We start from the raw sequence: 18,377 nt of genomic DNA, 5'->3' as shown, positions 1-18,377 counted from the left end.
CATTTACACATTTCCTACCGGAAGTAAACCATTAGCCGCCGGGCTGTGGCTTCCGTGTTGCCAGCATGGCGGTCACGCTTCCTTGTCATTGGCTGCCACGTGGACGTCGGCCCCTTCGCCCGCCAGCAGCTGGTACAGTTGTTCCCGCGTGCGCTTGCGCTCCGCATTCAATTCCAGCGTGCGCTGCGACACCTTGCGCTCCAGTTCCTCTTCGGTGCGGCGTGTACTGTCCAGCAGCGCTTCCTGTGTGCTGACCTTTTCCTTGTGCTCGAGATTCAGGTAGTCGGCCAGCGCCAGCGCCGTCACCAGCAATTCAATCGCGGACGCCCACAGCATGTGCGCCATGGCCGGCGGCAAGCCACGCAACGCCTGCGTGGAAATCACGGCGGCCACCACGATCGATGGCGTATAGGCCAGGCAGAAGTAGCGCGCCATGCGATCGCCCCGCCACGCTTCGCGCGCCATCGCAAAGCCCACCAGCGGATAAATCGGCAGCCACAGGAACCAGCCCAGCACATAGAGCCCTTGCAGCAGCGGCGCCAGTTCCGGGCGCTGCACCGCCGACAACACAACCATGGCCAGCATCGCCACGCTGACGGATTTGATCAGCCGCCACAACAGCCGGCTGATCTTCGGCGCGCGCGCCGGCAAGTCCGCCAGGCGCGACGCAAACATGACGGGCAGCCACGTCACGGGAATTTGCGACAGCATCCACGCGCATTGCTCGAAGCCCGGCGAATTCGGCCAGAACAGCTGGAATGCCGCCCCGAAGCCGCCCGCCGTGCTGGAAATCGACCAGACGATGGATACCATCGTCAACACGTACAGCAGGTAATTACGCTCGCGCAGGTACAGCCACAGCATCAGGTAAAACGCGCCGAGCGCCACCGTCATGCCCAGGTACGTCAGCCAGGCGCGCCGGTTTTCCTGCGCAGCCTGCTGATAGGCGGACTTGGTCCACAGGCGCGGCAACAGCGTGACGCCCAGATAGCCGGTGCTGCGGACCCGCAGGTAGACGTCGACACTGCCGCCGGCCGCCACCGTCAGCGGGAACACATAGGTATCGGTGGGCAGCGGACGCTGCGCGAACGGGAAGCGCGAGCCAGTCGCCATGTGTTGCCAACTGCCATAACTGTCGGGCTGGTAAAAATCCACTTCCTGCAACGTGCGGTTGCCGGTATCGAACCACCATGTGACGGGCGCGCCGCCGGGATTGCCGACCGTGAAGCGCATCCAGTACGCCGACGTGGTGCCGCCCAGGTTGGGCGAACCGGGCCGGAAACGGGGCGCCGCCGCGATGGCGTCTTCCAGCCCCATGTTGCCTTGCGGGTCCTCCAGCAACGCGATCTCCAGCGCGACGGGCAGCGGCTGCGCCGCGGCGCTCGCCGGCGCGCACAGCATCCATGCCAGCCACAGTGCGCCCAGTGCTCCCAACGCGCTACGCAATAAGGTCGACAGCGTCATCGCCCGTGCCCCTCGCTGGAACTTTCCGTATGCGATGCGATGGTGACGGTATCGCCCCAGATATCGAACGCATACTGGCGCTTGCCCACCATGCCCGTTGCCAGCGGACCGGAATGAATGCCGACACACAGCGCCCATTTGAACGGATGGCGGCGGTTGCGCTGCTCGATGTAAGCGATCATTTTCATGCCGGCCCGCACGCAGCGCTGCGCATGGTCCGCGCATGGTTTCGGCAAGCCGGACGCGGCCAGGTACGCGTCGCCGATGACCTTGATTTTCCTGATGCCACATTCCTTGGCGATGTCATCGAAGGCGGAAAAAATTTCGTGCAATTCCGCGTTCAGGCGGTGGGCCGGCATGGTGGCGGCGAGCGCATCGAAGCCTTCGAATTCCGTGAACAGCACGGTGGCCGACGGCGGCCGGGCCGGCTGCGCCTGGTTCCTGGCCGTGGGCCGCCGGGCCAGTTCCATTGGCAGGATGTCATACAACAATTCCTTGGTGCGCTTGTCTTCGGCATTCATTGCCAGGGTGCGCTGCAATACCTTGCGCTCCAGTTCCTGCTCCGACTGGCGCAGCGATTGCAGCAGCGACTGGCGGGCGGCAAAGGTGTTCAGGCGTTCATAGTGGAAGCGGTCCGCCAGCGCCAGCGCCATCACCAGCATTTCAAACGCGGCCGCCCACATCACCAGCGCCAGCGTGGGCGGCACGCCGCGCAAGTTTTCCACCGACGTCCACAGCGACGCCAGCATGGCCGGCAGGTAAGCCACCAGGATGAAGCGCGCCATGCGGTCGCCCTGCCACGCCACGAACGCCACGCCGCCCAGCAACAGGGGATAGATTGGTTGCCAGATCAGCCAGCCCGCGACAAACAATTGCTGCTGCAACATGACCGATGACTCCGGCCACAGCCAGAACAACAGCAGGATGGCGGTGGCCACCACGGTGTTGAGCGCCACCAGCCAGCGCAAGGCCAGGCCCAGGCGCGGCAGGCGCTGCCATAAATCCGTCAGCCGCGCCATGAACAGCACGGGGAACAAGCCGGCCGCCAGGAGCGAGCCCACCCACGCGCTTTGCTCCAGGCGGGGCGCATCGGGCCAGAACAGCGCATAGGCCCCGCCATAGCCGCCGACCGCGCTGCACGTGGCCCAGACCAGCGACGCCAGCGACAGCACGTACAGCAAATGGTCGGGCTCCCGCAAGTACAGCCACAGCAGCAGGTACAAGCCCGCCAGCGCGGCCGCCATGCCGAGGTAAATTTGCCAGCCGGTGCGGTCCCATTCCATCTGGTCCAGGTAGGCCTGCGGCTGCCACACGCGCGGCTGGACCACGATCCCCATGTACGCGGTGCTGCGCACGCGCAGGAATAGCACGGTCTCCTTGTCATCCTGCAAGGCGATGGGGAAAACAAACTGGTCGGTGGGCAGCGGACGCTGCCCGAACGGATAACGGGCTCCGGTGGCCGTGTAGCGCCAGCCGCCTTCGCCGTCCGGCTGGTACAGCGTGACTTCCTGCAGCGTGCGGTTACCGGTGTCGAACCACAGCGCGGGATCGGATGGATAGGCCGGCCCGCGTGGCGGCGCATGCACGGTAAACCGCATCCAGTAAGCGGACGTGCTCATGCCGATATTGGCCGATCCGGGCCGGAAACGCCCGGCCTGCTCGGCTTGCAGCACTTGGGCAAAGGTCATGGTTCCCGACGGGTCTTCCAACAGCAAAGGGGCCACCAATTGCTGCGCGGTGGCGTGCGGTACAACCACCGCACACCACATGCATATTGCTAGCAACAGTTGGAAAAACCTTACCATAGGAAACATACAGTTTTGTCAGGAAACCCGTATTGTATATTTCTTAACGGAAGTAGGTTCTTTTTTAACCGCCCAGCTGTGGTTTCGGCGTGGCCAGCAACGCTTTCATGCGGGCCAGCCGCTCCCGTGGCGACAGGATTTCATCTTCCTTGGGTGGCGCATCGCCCACGTCGAGCTGCATTTCCGGAATAAAGCGCGACGGGTCGCAATGGACCTGTTCGCCGGCGCGTTTGCGCTTCTTGCACCACGTAATGCGCAAGGTGCGCTTGGCGCGGGTAATGCCGACATACATTAGGCGGCGTTCTTCTTCGATGCGCTGCGCCAGCACTTCCACCGGCGTGTCCGGGTCGCCCTTGTGCGGCAGGATGCCCTCTTCGCAGCCGACCAGGAACACGTGCGGATATTCCAGCCCTTTCGATGCGTGCAAGGTCGACATGCGGATCGCATCCTGCTCTTCGTCTTTGCCTTCCAGCATCGACATCAGCGCCACCATTTGCGTCAGTTCCAGCACATTCTTTTCTTCGCCTTCGCGGTCCTTGCCACCCCGGCCCCGGTCTTTCAGCCAGTTGACGAATTCCATCACGTTTTGCCACTTGCTTTGCGCGGCGCGCTCTTCCAGCGTGTCGTACAAATACGATTCGTAATGGATCGCTTCCATCAAGTCATCCAGCACTTGCGCGGCATTGTCGCCGCTGCCGCCGGGGCCCGGGCGGCTGGCGCGCGCTTCCAGGTTGTTGATGAAGTTGCAGAATTCCCGCAGCGGCAGCAATTGGCGGTCGCTCAGCTTGGCTTCGATGCCGCCCTTGAACACGGCTTCGAACAGCGAACATTGCCATTGGCCGGAGAACGCGCCCAGCACTTCCAGCGTCGTCTGGCCGATGCCGCGGCGCGGCGTGGTCACGGCGCGGATGAAAGCGGGATCGTCATCCTGGTTGGCCAGCAGGCGCAGGTAGGCGATGATGTCCTTGATTTCCGCCTTGTCGAAGAAACTCTGGCCGCCGGAAATCGTGTACGGAATGCGGTGGTTGCGCAGCGCCTGCTCGATGATGCGGGCCTGGTGGTTGCCCCGGTACAGGATCGCGTAATCCGTCCACTTGTTCTTGCGCTCAAAGTGGTCGGCGGAAATCATCACGGCGACTTGATCCGCTTCCTGCTCGTCATTGGCCATCGCGTGCACCGTGATGGGTTCGCCGAGGCCATGCTCCGACCACAGGGCTTTTTCAAACAATTTCGGATTGTTGGAAATCACCGCGTTGGCCGCTTGCAGGATACGCGTGGTGGAGCGGTAATTTTGCTCCAGCTTGATCAATTTCAGGTTGGGGAAATCCACCTGCAAATTGCTCAGGTTTTCAATGGTGGCGCCGCGCCACGCATAAATCGCCTGGTCGTCGTCGCCCACCGCCGTAAACATCGGGTATTTGCCCAGGCCCGTCACCAGCAATTTCACCAGCTCGTACTGGCAGGTATTGGTGTCCTGGTATTCGTCCACCAGCAGGTAGCGCAGGCGGCGCTGCCAGCGGTCGCGCACGCTTTCGTTATCGCGGAACAGTTCCACCGGCAAGCGGATCAAATCGTCGAAGTCCACCGCCTGGTACGCCTGCAGGGTGGCGCGGTAGCTGGCATAGATGCGCGCGGCCTGGGCCTCGTCTTCATCTTTCGCATTGCGCAGCGCCACGTCGGGTTCCACCAGGCCGTTTTTCCACAGCGAAATCTCGTTCTGGATATTGCGGATGATGTGCTTGTCGGTGGTGATGGCCAGTTCCTGCACCAGCGAATAGCAATCGTCGCTGTCCATGATGGAGAAACGGTCTTTCAAGCCCAGGTTGTTGGCTTCCTGGCGCAGGATTTTCACACCCAGCGAGTGGAACGTGGAAATCGTCAATTGCTTGGCCTGGCGCGGCTGTTTCAGCATCGTGCCGACCCGTTCCTGCATTTCCAGCGCCGCCTTGTTGGTGAAGGTCAGCGCGGCAATGGTGCGGGGATCGTAGCCCCGGTCTTCGATCAGGTGCGTGATTTTTTGCGTAATAACGCGCGTTTTGCCGGAACCGGCGCCGGCCAGCACAAGGCAGGGGCCGTCGAGGTAAAGCACGGCTTCGCTTTGCGGGGCATTCAGGCCAAACTGTGGTGCATTCGACATTGTTGACGTGCGGCGGAGAAAGGTTAGCCGGCCATTGTAGCAGCGCAAGCATTGAAATCCGGTACGGCGGGGGAATATAGTGTCGTTACCGCCCCCATAAGAAAAGAAGCATCATGAAATTCGAACACCTGATTGAAGTCAACGACCTGCTGAACCCGCTGCTGGATGAAATCAGCCATGAACAACTGTGGCGCGGCCTGGTGCTGCGCGCCGAAGCGCCGAAACTGTTCATGCCGCAGCTGGACGAGTGTGACATCCTGGACCGCGACGACACTGGTTTCCACCGCAAACTGCGCTTTGGCGAACTGGTCGTGGCCGACCGCGTGGTGCTGGAACCCATGCACCGCGTGCGCTACCTGGTCGATGCGCAAGACGAGATCGGCACTTCCAGCCTGACCATGACGATTGAAATCCCGCAGCCGGGCCGCTTATTTGTCCGCTTCCTGTACGAAGACGACCACGACGCGGCCACCGATGAAGTCAACAAGATGTATGACGAGTTCCGCAAGTCGGCTTACCAGGAAAACGATATCGATACGATCCGGGTGCTGCGCGAACTGGCGGAGCAAGGGCGGCTGGATTCGCTGATGAACTAAGGAAGGGCCCCCCGCCCCCACACCTGGCTGAGCCGGAATTCCACATCCGGCTGCGGCGCCGGCAACACTTCGCGGATCGCGTGACCCTCGTTGCGGGTGTCGCGCTGCAGGAAAGGATCGAGCGGGGCGCCACGGGGCCCGACCACCGACGTTACCCATGGCGCAGTGGCATTCAAGCCCTTGCGCGTCACCACGCCGATTTCCCCGTTTTGCAATTTCACCAGCGTGCCGATCGGATAGATCCCCAGTTCGCGGATCAGCACGGCTGCCGGAAGGCTGTCCAGCGTGGTTTTCCCTTCCAGCAAGATATCGCGCAAGGCGGCATTCGGCGCCATCGTCTTGCGGTATTTGCGCTGTGAAATCCGGGCGCAATAGCGGTCGGCCAGCGCGATCAGCTTGGCCGATTCCGGCAAATGCGCCCCGCGCCGCGCCCCCGGATAACCGGTGCCATCTTCATTTTCATGGTGGTACAGCACGCACGACAGCCACCCTTCATGGTTGATGCCGGCCTGGCGCAACAACACCATGCCCGCTTGCGGATGGTGTTGGATCAGCTGCTTCTGGTGCCCGGTCAGCGGCACGGCCTGCTTTTGCATGACGTCGTGCTCGCCCAGCATGCCGACGTTCATTGTCAGCGCCGCCAGGGTCATGGTGAGGATATCGTCGTCCGGTTTGTTCAGCGCCTGCGCCACCAGTTGCGCCACCACGGCCGTATCGACGCTGTGCCGTATGCCGTACGGCGTGCCCTGCTGGTTGTGCAGGATGGCGGCGATGGCGATATCCGCGTTCAGCGCCACCGCTTCCGTCACCAGCCCGGCGATTTCTTCCAGCTTGCGCTTCGCATTGCCCGGATTGCCGGTGGCGATGCGCTGCAGGATGGCTTCCAGTTCCAGCTGCGCCCCGTTCAGCAGGCGCAGCACGGATCGCTGGTCCCGTTCCGTCGCCAGCGCTTCCGTGACATCTTCATAAATGCCCCGCTCCACCAGCATTTCCAGTTGCGTGATCGAAGCAATCAAGTGCCCTTTGCGCGCCAACAAGCCACCACCCGACCCGTACACATCCCACGGCAACAGCTGACCAACAGACAAGTCGCTCGGGCTGATCTTGCGGATTTTCACTTCCAGTCTCCGGTTTTACATGGGTAGCGCGCATTTTACTTATTGCCACACGGAAACAATAGCTTTTTCAGTGCCCTGAAGCCCCGAAATCCCGGTATTGCTTTAATGTCCAATTTATTTCCGTACATCAACTATCTACAGCATAGGTGATACCGGTTGGAATGCAAGCTGAGTGGCAACTTTCATGCTATCAACAGCGCAAATTTCCCAGCGCGAGATTGGAATTAGTATTAGTATTACTTATCCATGAAAATAATTATTAGCGTTCCTTATGGCAAACATCGATTACAAGGCATTGGCGGTCCTGGACGCGGTCGCCACCCATGGAAGTTTTGAAAAAGCCGCCACTGCGCTGGGCATCAGCCAGTCGGCGGTATCGCAACGCATCAAGGCGCTGGAAGACGCCAGCGGCCGCCTGCTGATCGTCCGGGGCGTGCCCTGCGTGCCGACCGGCCTAGGGCAGCGGCTGATTTCCCACCACCGCAACGTGCGGCTGATGGAAGCGGCGCTGGATATCGACCTCGGTAACCGGGTCAGCATGCCGGAAATCTCGATCGCCGTGGATGCGGCCAGCCTGGCCACGTGGTTCCCGCTGGCGCTGGGTCCGCTGTTATCGCCCCCCCGCTGCCAGCTTGACGTGCGGCTGGCCGAGCGCGCGCAGGCGCTGCACCTGGTGCAGGAAGGCGCCGTCTCGGGCGCCGTGGCGGCGCGCAGCGAGCATGGCAACGCCGCGATTGCCGGCCCTGTCAGCACGCCGCTGGGCGCCATGCGCTACGTGTGCGTGGCCACGCCGGTGTTTGCCGGCCACTGGTTTGGCGATGGATTCAGTGCGGAAGCGGCGCAACTGGCGCCCGCCGTCGTGTGGGAGCGGGCCGCCATGGCGCGCTTCCTGGCGGATGCGGTCGGCGTGCACGGCGCCTTCCCCCATCACACGCTGCCGCTGTCGCCCGCCCTGTATGAATGCATCTACGGCGGCCTGGCGTACGGCTTGCTGCCGCAAATGCATATCGTCAGCGCGCTCGACAACGGACGCCTGGTCGACCTGGCGCCCGGCAAATCGCTGGACGTGCCGCTGGAATGGCATGCGTGGGAACTGGATACGCCGTTTACCAAGGCGTTGTCGGAGCAGGTGATCGGCAGCGCCAGGCGCTACCTGTTGCAACCTTGAGGCCGGCGATCTAGATATCGAGCGGATCGACTTCCAGCGACCATTTGACGCGCGTCTTCATGTCGCGCAGCACGTGCATCCACTCGCGCAGGAACGCCTGTAACGCAGGCCGTGACGGCGACTCCACCAGCAATTGCGCGCGGTCCACGTTATGCACGCGCGTCATGCTCATCGGGATCGGGTCGTTGATCGTCACGCCCGGGTGTTCCACGCAATCGCGCGCCTCGGCCAGGAAGGCCAGCGCATTGGCCAGTTCCGGCGCTTCCGCCCGCAGCAGCGCCTGGAACAGGTAGGGCGGCAGCGCGGCCTGCTGGCGTTCCTGCAGCAAGGCCGATGCAAAGCGGTCGTAATCGTGGTTGACCACGGCGCCATACAGAGGATGCTGCGTGTAGCGGGTCTGGATCAGCACTTCGGCCGCGCTGCCGCCTTCCGTTTGCCCCGCGCGTCCGGCGCGGCCCGCCACCTGCATCAGTTGCGCGAACAGGCGCTCGCTGGCGCGGTAATCCTGCGAAAACAGCGCCGTATCGGGGTTCATGATGCCGACCAGGGTCAGCTTTTTAAAATCGTGCCCTTTCGCCACCATTTGCGTGCCGATCAGGATATCCACGTCGCCCCGGTGCACGGTGTCGAACGCTTCCTGCGCGCTGCCCTTGCGGCGCGTGCTGTCGGCATCGATGCGCAAGATGCGCGCTTCCGGGAACATCGCTTGCAGCCCCTCTTCCACGCGCTGCGTACCCCGCCCCACCGGCTGCAAGTCGATGTTGCCGCACGTGGGGCAATGGCGGGGAATCCGCATTTCCAGGCTGCAGTGGTGGCAGCGCAGCTTGTATTCCCCCTTGTGCAGCACCATGAATGACGTGCAGCGCTTGCAATCGCTGACCCAGCCGCACGATTCGCAGCAAATCACGGGTGAATAGCCGCGCCGGTTCAAGAACAGCAGCGATTGCTCGCCCCGCTCCATGCGCAGCTTCAGCGCCGCCACCAGCGGTGGCGTCAAGCCGTCTCGGGGCTTGTCGCGCTCCATGTCGATCAACTTCACCTGCGGCAGCACGGCGGATTTCACGGCCCGTTCGCGCAGCGGCAGCAGCTTGTAGCGCCCGGCCTGCGCGTGGTGCCAGGTTTCCAGCGATGGCGTGGCCGAACCCAGCACGATGGGGATTTTCAATTGCCACGCGCGCCACACGGCCAGGTCGCGCGCGGAATAGCGCAAGCCTTCCTGCTGCTTGTATGACGGGTCGTGTTCCTCGTCGATGACGATCAACTTCAAGTGCGGCAACGACGACAGGATGGCCAGCCGCGTGCCCAGCACGATGCGGGCGCGTCCCGTGTGCGCCGCCAGCCAGTGCAGCATGCGTTCGCCCTCGGACAGGCTGCTGTGCAAGGTCGCCACCATGACGCCGGGGAAGCGTGCGCGGATATTGCCTTCCAGCTGCGGTGTCAGGTTAATTTCCGGCACCATGATGAGGATTTGCGCTTCCGGCGTGCGTTCCAGCACTTCCGCACAGGCTTGCAAATAGACTTCCGTCTTGCCGCTACCCGTTACGCCGTACAGCAGCACCGGCTGGTAACCGTCCGCCTGGCCGATGAAATCCGCCGCCGCCTGCTGTTCCGCATTCAACACCGGCATGTTGTGCGGTGTCGGGTCGTGGCTGTCCGGCAATTTGGCCAATTTCTTCAGCGCATTGTCGAGCGGCACGGATTTCGGCACGCGCACATTCTTCGGCACGCCGGGCAGCGCCACCTCGCCCAGCGGGCGCTGGTAATAGTCCGCCGCAAAGCCGGCCAGCGCCAGCCATTGCTTCGACACGGGGGATAACTGCGTGCGCACGGCCAGCGCGTCCTTGAGCTTGTCTTCCGGCACGTCGCTGTGGTCGGCAATGTCCACGATCAAGCCCATCATTTCCCGGCGGGCAAAGGACACCAGCGCAAATTGGCCGATTTGCGGCCGATCAATGTCCTCGCACGTCCAGCGATAGTCGAAGACCGCATTCAGCGGCGTATCGAGCGCTATTTTCAGGATGCAATGCGCCATCTTGTCCTTGCCTGTGCCGCGCCAGCCTGGTACCTGACGCTATCCACAGATTTTGTGGATAACTTTGTGAACAAACACCTTCTTAATCGTTAGAAAGCGTTCATCGCCTAGGGAAATCTTGGAAAACCTTATTCACAAAATGCAGTTTTCCACATAAAAATCAATCACTTGCAAAACGACCGCCTGCAACCACGCCAGCTGAGGCAGTTATTCACGCACTGTGCATAACTGAGCCTTGTGGAGCGGAATTTTAAGCGGAAAGCAAGCACTTTTTGTGGGCATTTGGACGACCGCGCCCCGCGTTTTCCCTCTGCTGCGGCACAGCATCGGGGCCCAGCATTCTACACATTCGGCGAAGTCTATGTTTGCGCAAACTCAATGACATTTGCTCAAGAAATGTGCAAGTAAATATCATGCACCGCAACATTACTTGATAAGTAACTTTAACAATCCAACTAAGTCGCGGTTTACCAAGCCAATTTGTTCATTATCCACAGTTTTTGTGGATAACTTTGTGGAGAATGCCCCGATAAGACCACTTTAGTTATCCACAGGGGTTTACAACCCCCTTGCCACCCCTCTGGGAGAGGCAAAATAAACTGTTAAAAATCAATGAGTTAAAACATCCATCCCACAGCAGAGAAATACACAGGCCGACGGGGCCACTGCTGAGAAAATTGTGCATAAGTCGGTTCTGTCACCAATGAAAAAGGGCGCGTTTCACGAGGAAACGCGCCCTTTTCATGGAGAAAACTCAGTTTTTACGCAGCGTGCGGCTGTGGCTGTGCACAGCGTCGACCATCGCCGACACGGATTCCGGCGGCGTGAACTGGGAAATGCCGTGGCCCAGGTTGAACACGTGGCCCGTGTTGTGGGGACCGAATGCATCCAGGGTTTTCACGACTTCGGCGCGGATCTGTTCCGGGTTCGCAAACAGGATGGCCGGGTCCAGGTTGCCTTGCAGCGCGACTTTGTCGCCCACCAGCGCGCGCACCTTGCCCAGGTTGGCGGTCCAGTCCAGGCCGATCGCATCGGAACCGATCGCGGCGATTTCCTCGGCCCAGTGGCCGCCGCCCTTGGTGAACACGATGGCGGGGATTTTCACGCCATCTTTTTCACGCTTCAGCAACGACACGACCTTGCGCATGTAGTTCAGGGAGAATTCCTGGAAGGCGCCATCGGCCAGTGCGCCGCCCCACGAATCGAACACCATCACGGCTTGCGCGCCGGCGTCGATTTGCGCGTTCAGGTAATCCGCCACGGATTGCGCATTGATTTCCAGGATGCGGTGCATCAGGTCCGGGCGGCTGTACAGCATTTTCTTGATGGTATGGAATTCGCGCGATCCTTCGCCTTCCACCATGTAGCACGCCAAAGTCCACGGGCTGCCCGAGAAGCCGATCAGCGGCACGCGGCCGTTGAGCTCGGTACGGATTTGCGTCACGGCCTTGAAGACATAGTCCAGCGACGCCAAATCCGGCGCGCGCAGCGCCAGCACGTCTTCTTCCGTGCGCAGCGGACGGTCGAATTTCGGGCCCTCGCCTTCCACGAAGCGCAAGCCCAGGCCCATGGCATCCGGCACCGTCAGGATGTCGGAAAACAGGATGGCGGCATCCAGCGGATAGCGGTCGATCGGCTGCAACGTCACTTCGGTCGCCAGGTCCGGATTGGTGGCCAGGCCCATGAACGAACCCGCTTTGGCGCGCGTGGCGCGGTATTCCGGCAGATAACGCCCCGCCTGGCGCATCAGCCACACAGGCGTGTAATCGGTCGGCTGGCGCAGCAATGCGCGCAGGAAGGTGTCGTTCTTCAGGGGGGCGAATTGTGGCATGGGTGACAAGCTGGGAGCAGATAAAGAAGCTATTATCGCATCCCCTGCCGGCTTTTTTACGCATGGCGCGGGCGTATCTGTATCATTCGCCAGATATTTTCCGGAGCAAGAATATGAGTATGCCGAATATCGCGCCGTACGGCGCATGGCCGTCGCCGATCAGTGCCGCCACCGTGGCGGCCGGCGCCACACCGCTGTCGCAACTGGCGCTGGGCAATCATGATATTTACTGGCTGGCCGGACGTCCCGCCGAAGGGGGCCGCAACACCTTGCTGCGCCGCCGTGGCGCCGAGACGGCGGAACTGACGCCGCTGCCGCTGAACGTACGTTCCCGCGTGCATGAATATGGCGGCGGCGCGTATGCCGTCGATGGCGGCACCGTGTATTTTTGCCATGACGGCGACAAGCGGCTGTACCGCAAGGTTGCCGATGGCGAAGCCGTGCCGTTCACGCAGCCGGGCCGCCAGCGCTTTGCCGATTTCGCCATCGATGCGGCGCGGAGCCGCCTGATCGCCGTGCGCGAACAGCATCCGCACGATCCCGCGTCGCATGCGCATCCCGACAATACCCTGTGCGCGGTCGGCTTCGACGGCGCGGAAACCGTGCTGGTGCAGGGCAACGACTTTTATTCGTCGCCCCGGCTGTCGCCCGACGGCCGCCATCTGGCGTGGCTGTCGTGGGACCACCCGCGCATGCCGTGGCAGGGGACGGAACTGTGGCTGGCAGCCTTTAACGCCGACGGCACCCTGGGCGCCGCGCTGAAAGTAGCCGGTGGCGCGGACGAAGCCATTTGCCAGCCTGAGTGGGCGCCGGATGGCGCGCTGTATTTCGTGTCGGACCGCAGCGGCTGGTGGAATATCTACCGGCATACTGACGCGGGCCCGCAAGCCGTGTGCCCGATGGCGGCGGAATTCGGTTCGCCGCACTGGGTGTTCGGCAATGCCATGTATGGCTTCACGTCGGCCACGGAAATCGCCGCCACGTATATCGAGCAAGGCGTCAGCAAGCTGGCGCGCATCGATACGCTCACCGGCCGGTTGACGGCCATCGAGACGCCCTATGGCGAAATCCGCGAGCTGAAAGCCGGCCCCGGCTTTGTCGCCGTGCTGGCAGGCAGCCCCGTGATCCCGCTGGAACTGGCGCGCATCGACTTGTCCAATGGCGAACTGGAAGTGCTGGCGCAATCGATCGATACGGCGCCGGACACCGGCTACCTGTCCGTTCCCGCCAGCATCAGCTACCCGAGCGCGAACGGCCGCACGGCGCACGCGTTCTATTACCCGCCCGCCAACAAGGATGTGCAGGCGCCGGCCGGCAGCAAGCCGCCGGTCATCGTCATCGGCCACGGCGGCCCGACCGGCATGACGGTCAACACGTTGAAACTCGCCACGCAATTCTGGACCAGCCGTGGCTTCGGCTTGCTGGACGTGAACTATGGCGGCAGCACGGGCTTTGGCCGCGCCTACCGCGACTTGCTCAAGGGCCAGTGGGGCGTGGTCGACGTGGAAGATTGCGTGGCCGGCGCGCGCCACCTGGCGCAGCAAGGCCTGGCCGACCCGGAGCGCCTGATCATCCGCGGCAGCAGCGCCGGCGGCCTCACCACCTTGTGTGCGCTGACGTTCCACGATGTGTTCAAGCTGGGCGCCAGCTATTACGGCGTGTCTGACCTGAAAGGGCTGGACCAGGATTCGCACAAATTCGAGTCGCACTACAATGAATACCTGATCGCGCCTGCCGCCGAAGCGGACGCCGTGTACCGGCAACGCTCGCCGATCCACCATACGGACAAGCTGGCCTGCCCGATGATTTTTTTCCAGGGCAAGGACGACATGGTGGTGCCGCCATCGCAATCGGTGGCCATGGTGCGGGCGCTCAAGGCGCGCGGCATACCGGTTGCCTATGTGGAACTGGAAGGCGAAGGCCATGGCTTCCGCAAGGCGGAGTCCATTATCCGCACGCTGGAAGCGGAACTGTATTTTTACCAGCGCATGTTCGGGCTGCATGATGCCGGCCAGGCCGCCCCCGTCACGATCGACAACTTGTAAAAACGTATGAGCAGTGAACAACAATTGCTGGCCGAATTCGATGCACTCGGCCCGGATGAAAAGGCGATCCTGGCGCTGCTGGCGCTGATCGGCGAAGCGACGGGCCGCCAGGCCATCCTGGATTTACTGAACAAGGCCGGCGTGCGCGACCACAAGGGATTCATGTTCAATGCCGCATCGCTGGATGAAGCCCTGCAGCGGCTGGAGCGGCTGGCCTACATCAGCGTGATGGCCACACGCGGCTTCATGTGCAATACCAAATTGCGCTGGCCCGCGATCCGCGCCGCCATTGGCGCGCACATCCTGCCGGACCTGTGCGCAGCCTATGAAGCGCTCAATCCCATGCGCCAGGGCTGGAATGGCGCGCTGGAGCCGCGCAGCTACCGCCAGGGCGTGGCGCGCCTGCGCATGGCGCTGTTGCGGGGCCAGACGCCGCAGCAAGTGATGCCGCTGCTGCAAGCCTGTATGGTGTGCTATGAAGCGGCGCAATTGCACCCGGTGGTCGATATCTTCACGCGCCCGTTCGAGACCGGCATGCTGGTGCTGGTGCACCCGCTGCTGATGGACGACGTGCTGATGCTGCTGATCCAGCACTGCCAGCGCGAACCGGCGCTGGCGCCCACGATACGGGGCTTTGCCGAGCGCCATATCCAGCGCAAGATCGCGAAAAACGAATACATCAGCGATGCGCTGCGCCTGGCGATGGCGGAACAGGCCATCCTGTGCGGCGAATTGAAGCAAGCCAAGTCGTACCTGGAGGGGCTGGACAATCCGCTGGCGCAACTGTTCACCGCCACCATCCTGTTCCTGCGCGGCGACGCCGACAAGGCGCTGGCTGGCTACGACAGTGCCTTGAAACTGCTGCGCCGCGATTCCGGCAAGCGGAAACAATTGTTCCAGGGCATGGCGGGCCACCTGTACGTGCTGGCCATGCTGCGCAGCCTGGATTCGCGCATGGCGAAAGCCGCGGAAAGCTACCTGGAACTGGCGGTGCACGCGCAGCCGAATCCGGACAGCGCCGTGTACAACCAGTTGAGCATGCTGCGCCAGATCCGCGCCGGCACCATGCAGGCCGATATCGTGCTGACGCGCGGCTGGGAAACCGCGATGCAGGCGCAAATGTTCCAGGGGCTGCTGTATTACTGGCTGTCGTTGCCGCTGGAGAGCAAGCGCGAACAATTGCATACGCTGGCGCACCAGGCGGAAGCGGCCGGCTATAAATTCATTGCCGCGCAAGTGGCGTCCGTGCTGGGCCACCTGGGCGACCACGAGATGATGACGCATGCGGCGGCGCTGCGCGAAAAAGGCGGCTTCACGGACATGACCACGTGGTTCGAGCGTCAGGAAGCGTGGCAGCGCCAGCTCGCCGCGCTGATCAACCTGCAGCAGGCGGCGCCGGTGGCGGCCGCCAATGAAACACGGCTGATCTGGATGCTGGGCTTCGATCCCGCGATCGGCATCACGGAAATCGAACCGCGCGAACAAAAGCGCGACGCCAAGGGCAGCTGGGGCAAAGGACGGCCACTGGCGCTGAAGCGCTTGCGCGAAGATGCGGCGTCGCTGGAATACCTGACGGCGCAGGATATCCGCATCAGCAGCACCATTGCACCATCGCGCCAGGCATATTCGTCCGGCCTGCGCTATGACATCGACCATGAACAGGCGGCGCTGGCGCTGGTGGGCCACCCGCACGTCTACTGGTTCGACGCGCCGGATACGCGCGTGGAATTGCTGGCCGGGGCGCCGGAATTGCTGATCCGCTCGAGCGGCGGCCAATTGCAGCTGACGTTGCAACCACCCGTCACGGACGTGAATGCCGGCGTGGTGGTGGTCAAGGAAACGCCGACCCGTTTGCGCGTGGTGTCCATCGGCGACGAGCACCGCCGCATCGCATCGATTGTCGGCGATGGCCTGACCGTGCCGCAGCATGCGCAGGAACAGGTGCTGAAAGCAATTGGCGCCGTCTCGTCGCTGGTGACGGTGCAGTCGGATATCGGCGGCGGCGACGGCAATGCGGAGCAGGTCGACGCCGATGCGCGCCTGCACGTGCTGCTGCTGCCATACCAGCAGGGCCTCAAGATGCAAATCCAGGTGCGCCCATTGCCGAACGGCGCGTATTACGTTCCCGGCAGCGGGGCGGAAAGCCTGATCGCGGAAAACGACGGGCGGCAAGTGCAGGCCAAGCGCCGCCTGGCCGACGAGCGCGATGCGGAGCGCATGCTGGTGGCGCAATGTCCCGTGCTGGAGCACGCGGAGCAGGAACACGGCGAATGGCTGCTGGGACAGCCCGCACTGTGCCTGCAATTGCTGGCCGAGTTGCAGCAACAGGAAAACATCGTCGTGGCCTGGCCGGAAGGCGAGAAATTCCGCGTCACGCAGCGCGTCGGCGGCAAGCAGTTCCGCCTGCAGATCCGCCGCGAAAAAGACTGGTTTGCCGCCAGCGGCCAGTTGCAGGTCGATGAAAACACGGTGTTGGATTTGCGGTCCGTGCTGGAAATGATGGCGGCCGGCGAAGACCGCTTTATCGCGCTGGGCGACAACCAGTTCCTGGCGCTGACAGAAGAATTGCACCGCCGCCTGCGCGAAGTGCAGGCGCTGGGCGACATCAGCGGCGACGGCGTGCGCATTCATCCGCTGGCCGCCTTCGCGCTGGAAGAACTGGCGCTCGAGGCGGGCGCCGTGGAAGCCGATCCGGCGTGGCGCGAACACTTGCTGCGCATGCAGACCAGCATGGAATTCACGCCGCAAGTGCCCAGCACCTTGCAGGCCGACTTGCGCGATTACCAGCGCGAAGGCTACGACTGGCTGGCGCGCCTGGCCCACTGGGGCGTGGGCGCCTGCCTGGCCGATGACATGGGCCTTGGTAAAACGTTGCAGGCGCTGGCACTGATCCTGTCGCGCGCGCCGAAAGGCCCGACCCTTGTGATCGCCCCGACGTCCGTGTGCCTGAACTGGGTGTCGGAAGCGGCGCGCTTTGCGCCGACCCTGAACGTGAAATTGTTTGGCGCCGGGGACCGGGCGGAAACGCTGGCCGGCGCGGGCGCATTCGACCTGGTGATTGCCAGCTATGGCTTGCTGCAGCTGGAAGCGGAACGCTTCGCCAACGTGCACTGGCACACCATCGTGCTCGATGAAGCGCAAGCGATCAAGAATGGCGCCACCAAGCGCTCGCAAGCCGTGATGGCGCTGCGCGGCGACTTCCGCATGGTGGCGACCGGTACGCCTCTGGAAAACCACCTGGGCGAATTGTGGAATTTGTTCCGCTTCATCAATCCGGGCCTGCTGGGCAGCATCGAGCAATTCAACCTGCGCTTTGCGGGACCGATTGAAAAGCAGCAGGATCACCGCGCGGAAGTGGGCGCGCGCAACCGGCTGCGCCGTTTGATCGGACCATTCATCCTGCGCCGCACCAAGACGCAGGTGTTGACGGAACTGCCGTCTCGCACGGAAATCACCCTGGAAGTGGACTTGTCGAAGGAAGAGGCGGCGCTGTACGAATCGCTGCGGCGCGAAGCGCTGGACAAGCTGGCGCAGGTCGAAGGTCCGGCCGAGAAGAAATCGATCCAGATCCTGGCCGAAATCATGAAGCTGCGCCGCGCGTGCTGCAATCCGAACCTGGTGGCGCCGGGGCTGCTACTGGCCAGCAGCAAGCTGGCCGCCTTCGCGCACCTGTTATCGGGCTTGCTGGAAAACCGCCACAAGGTGCTGGTGTTCAGCCAGTTCGTCGACCACCTGGGACTGATCCGCGACCACCTCGATGCGCAGGGCGTGTCATACCAGTATCTCGACGGTTCGACACCGATGGCGGTGCGCAAGCAGCGCGTCGATGCGTTCCAGGCCGGTGAAGGCGACGTCTTCCTGATTTCGCTGAAAGCGGGCGGCGTCGGCATCAACCTGACGGCGGCCGACTACGTGATCCACATGGACCCGTGGTGGAACCCGGCCGTTGAAGACCAGGCTTCCGACCGCGCGCACCGCATGGGACAATTGCGCCCCGTGACGATCTACCGCCTGGTGGCGCGCCACACGATCGAAGAAGGCATCGTCGACCTGCACCAGCACAAGCGCGACCTGGCCGACAGCCTGCTCGACGGCAGCGACACGTCGGCGCGCATGTCGGCGGCGGACATGCTGGCGATGCTGCAAGAGGGAATGAGTTACTGACACGCTGGCAGACCAGC

General features: G+C 62.7%; 10 protein-coding genes. 4 read left to right on the top strand and 6 right to left on the bottom strand.

Annotation, left to right across the window (positions count from 1 at the left end; genetic code table 11):
- Nucleotides 1-72: 72 nt before the first annotated feature.
- From GJ700_RS04610 to GJ700_RS04600, 3 genes are all read right to left on the bottom strand, one after another.
- Nucleotides 73-1,464, bottom strand: coding sequence for a 7TMR-DISM family protein (locus GJ700_RS04610; protein ID WP_154371459.1), 1,392 nt, complete (start codon nt 1,462-1,464; stop codon nt 73-75).
- The gene (locus GJ700_RS04605) at nt 1,461-3,233 is read right to left on the bottom strand and encodes an adenylate/guanylate cyclase domain-containing protein (RefSeq protein WP_260117348.1); all 1,773 of its coding nucleotides are present in this window, start codon (nt 3,231-3,233) and stop codon (nt 1,461-1,463) included. The genes GJ700_RS04610 and GJ700_RS04605 overlap by 4 nt, the downstream gene beginning before the upstream one ends.
- Before the next feature lie 100 nt (nt 3,234-3,333).
- Nucleotides 3,334-5,406 (bottom strand): UvrD-helicase domain-containing protein, encoded by a 2,073-nt coding sequence (locus tag GJ700_RS04600; protein ID WP_154371457.1) that lies wholly within the window; start codon nt 5,404-5,406, stop codon nt 3,334-3,336.
- Between the two features lie 113 nt (nt 5,407-5,519).
- Here GJ700_RS04600 and GJ700_RS04595 point away from each other — a divergent pair, with 113 nt between their 5' ends.
- Nucleotides 5,520-6,002, top strand: coding sequence for an SRPBCC family protein (locus GJ700_RS04595; RefSeq protein ID WP_154371456.1), 483 nt, complete (start codon nt 5,520-5,522; stop codon nt 6,000-6,002).
- Here GJ700_RS04595 and GJ700_RS04590 read toward each other — a convergent pair.
- A complete protein-coding gene (locus GJ700_RS04590; protein ID WP_371867826.1) occupies nt 5,999-7,120 on the bottom strand; it encodes an HD-GYP domain-containing protein in 1,122 nt (373 codons plus the stop codon). The two genes, GJ700_RS04595 and GJ700_RS04590, sit on opposite strands and share 4 nt — an antisense overlap.
- A 271-nt stretch (nt 7,121-7,391) precedes the next feature.
- Here GJ700_RS04590 and GJ700_RS04585 point away from each other — a divergent pair, with 271 nt between their 5' ends.
- Entirely contained in the window at nt 7,392-8,288 is an 897-nt protein-coding gene (locus tag GJ700_RS04585) for an ArgP/LysG family DNA-binding transcriptional regulator (RefSeq protein ID WP_154371455.1), read from the top strand.
- A 10-nt stretch (nt 8,289-8,298) separates the two neighbouring features.
- Here the strand turns inward: GJ700_RS04585 and GJ700_RS04580 are convergent, their stop codons facing one another.
- On the bottom strand, nt 8,299-10,320 hold the full coding sequence (locus GJ700_RS04580) for a primosomal protein N' (protein WP_154371454.1): 2,022 nt from the start codon (nt 10,318-10,320) through the stop codon (nt 8,299-8,301).
- 754 nt (nt 10,321-11,074) lie between these two features.
- Nucleotides 11,075-12,151 carry a uroporphyrinogen decarboxylase gene (hemE, locus tag GJ700_RS04575; protein ID WP_154371453.1) on the bottom strand — a complete coding sequence of 359 codons (1,077 nt, stop codon included), beginning with the start codon at nt 12,149-12,151 and terminating at the stop codon, nt 11,075-11,077.
- A 113-nt stretch (nt 12,152-12,264) separates the two neighbouring features.
- On the opposite strand from hemE, the gene GJ700_RS04570 reads away from it, so the two are divergent.
- Both GJ700_RS04570 and GJ700_RS04565 read left to right on the top strand, forming a co-directional pair.
- Nucleotides 12,265-14,196 carry a S9 family peptidase gene (locus GJ700_RS04570; protein ID WP_154371452.1) on the top strand — a complete coding sequence of 644 codons (1,932 nt, stop codon included), beginning with the start codon at nt 12,265-12,267 and terminating at the stop codon, nt 14,194-14,196.
- A gap of 6 nt (nt 14,197-14,202) precedes the next feature.
- Entirely contained in the window at nt 14,203-18,360 is a 4,158-nt protein-coding gene (locus tag GJ700_RS04565) for a DEAD/DEAH box helicase (RefSeq protein ID WP_154371451.1), read from the top strand.
- Nucleotides 18,361-18,377 lie beyond the last annotated feature (17 nt).

Origin of the sequence: Pseudoduganella rivuli (assembly GCF_009674485.1) — a bacterium.
GTDB lineage: Bacteria > Pseudomonadota > Gammaproteobacteria > Burkholderiales > Burkholderiaceae_D > Rugamonas > Rugamonas rivuli_B.
The sequence above is the reverse complement of the archived record's forward strand: the minus strand, read 5'-3'. Positions and strand labels throughout refer to the sequence as shown.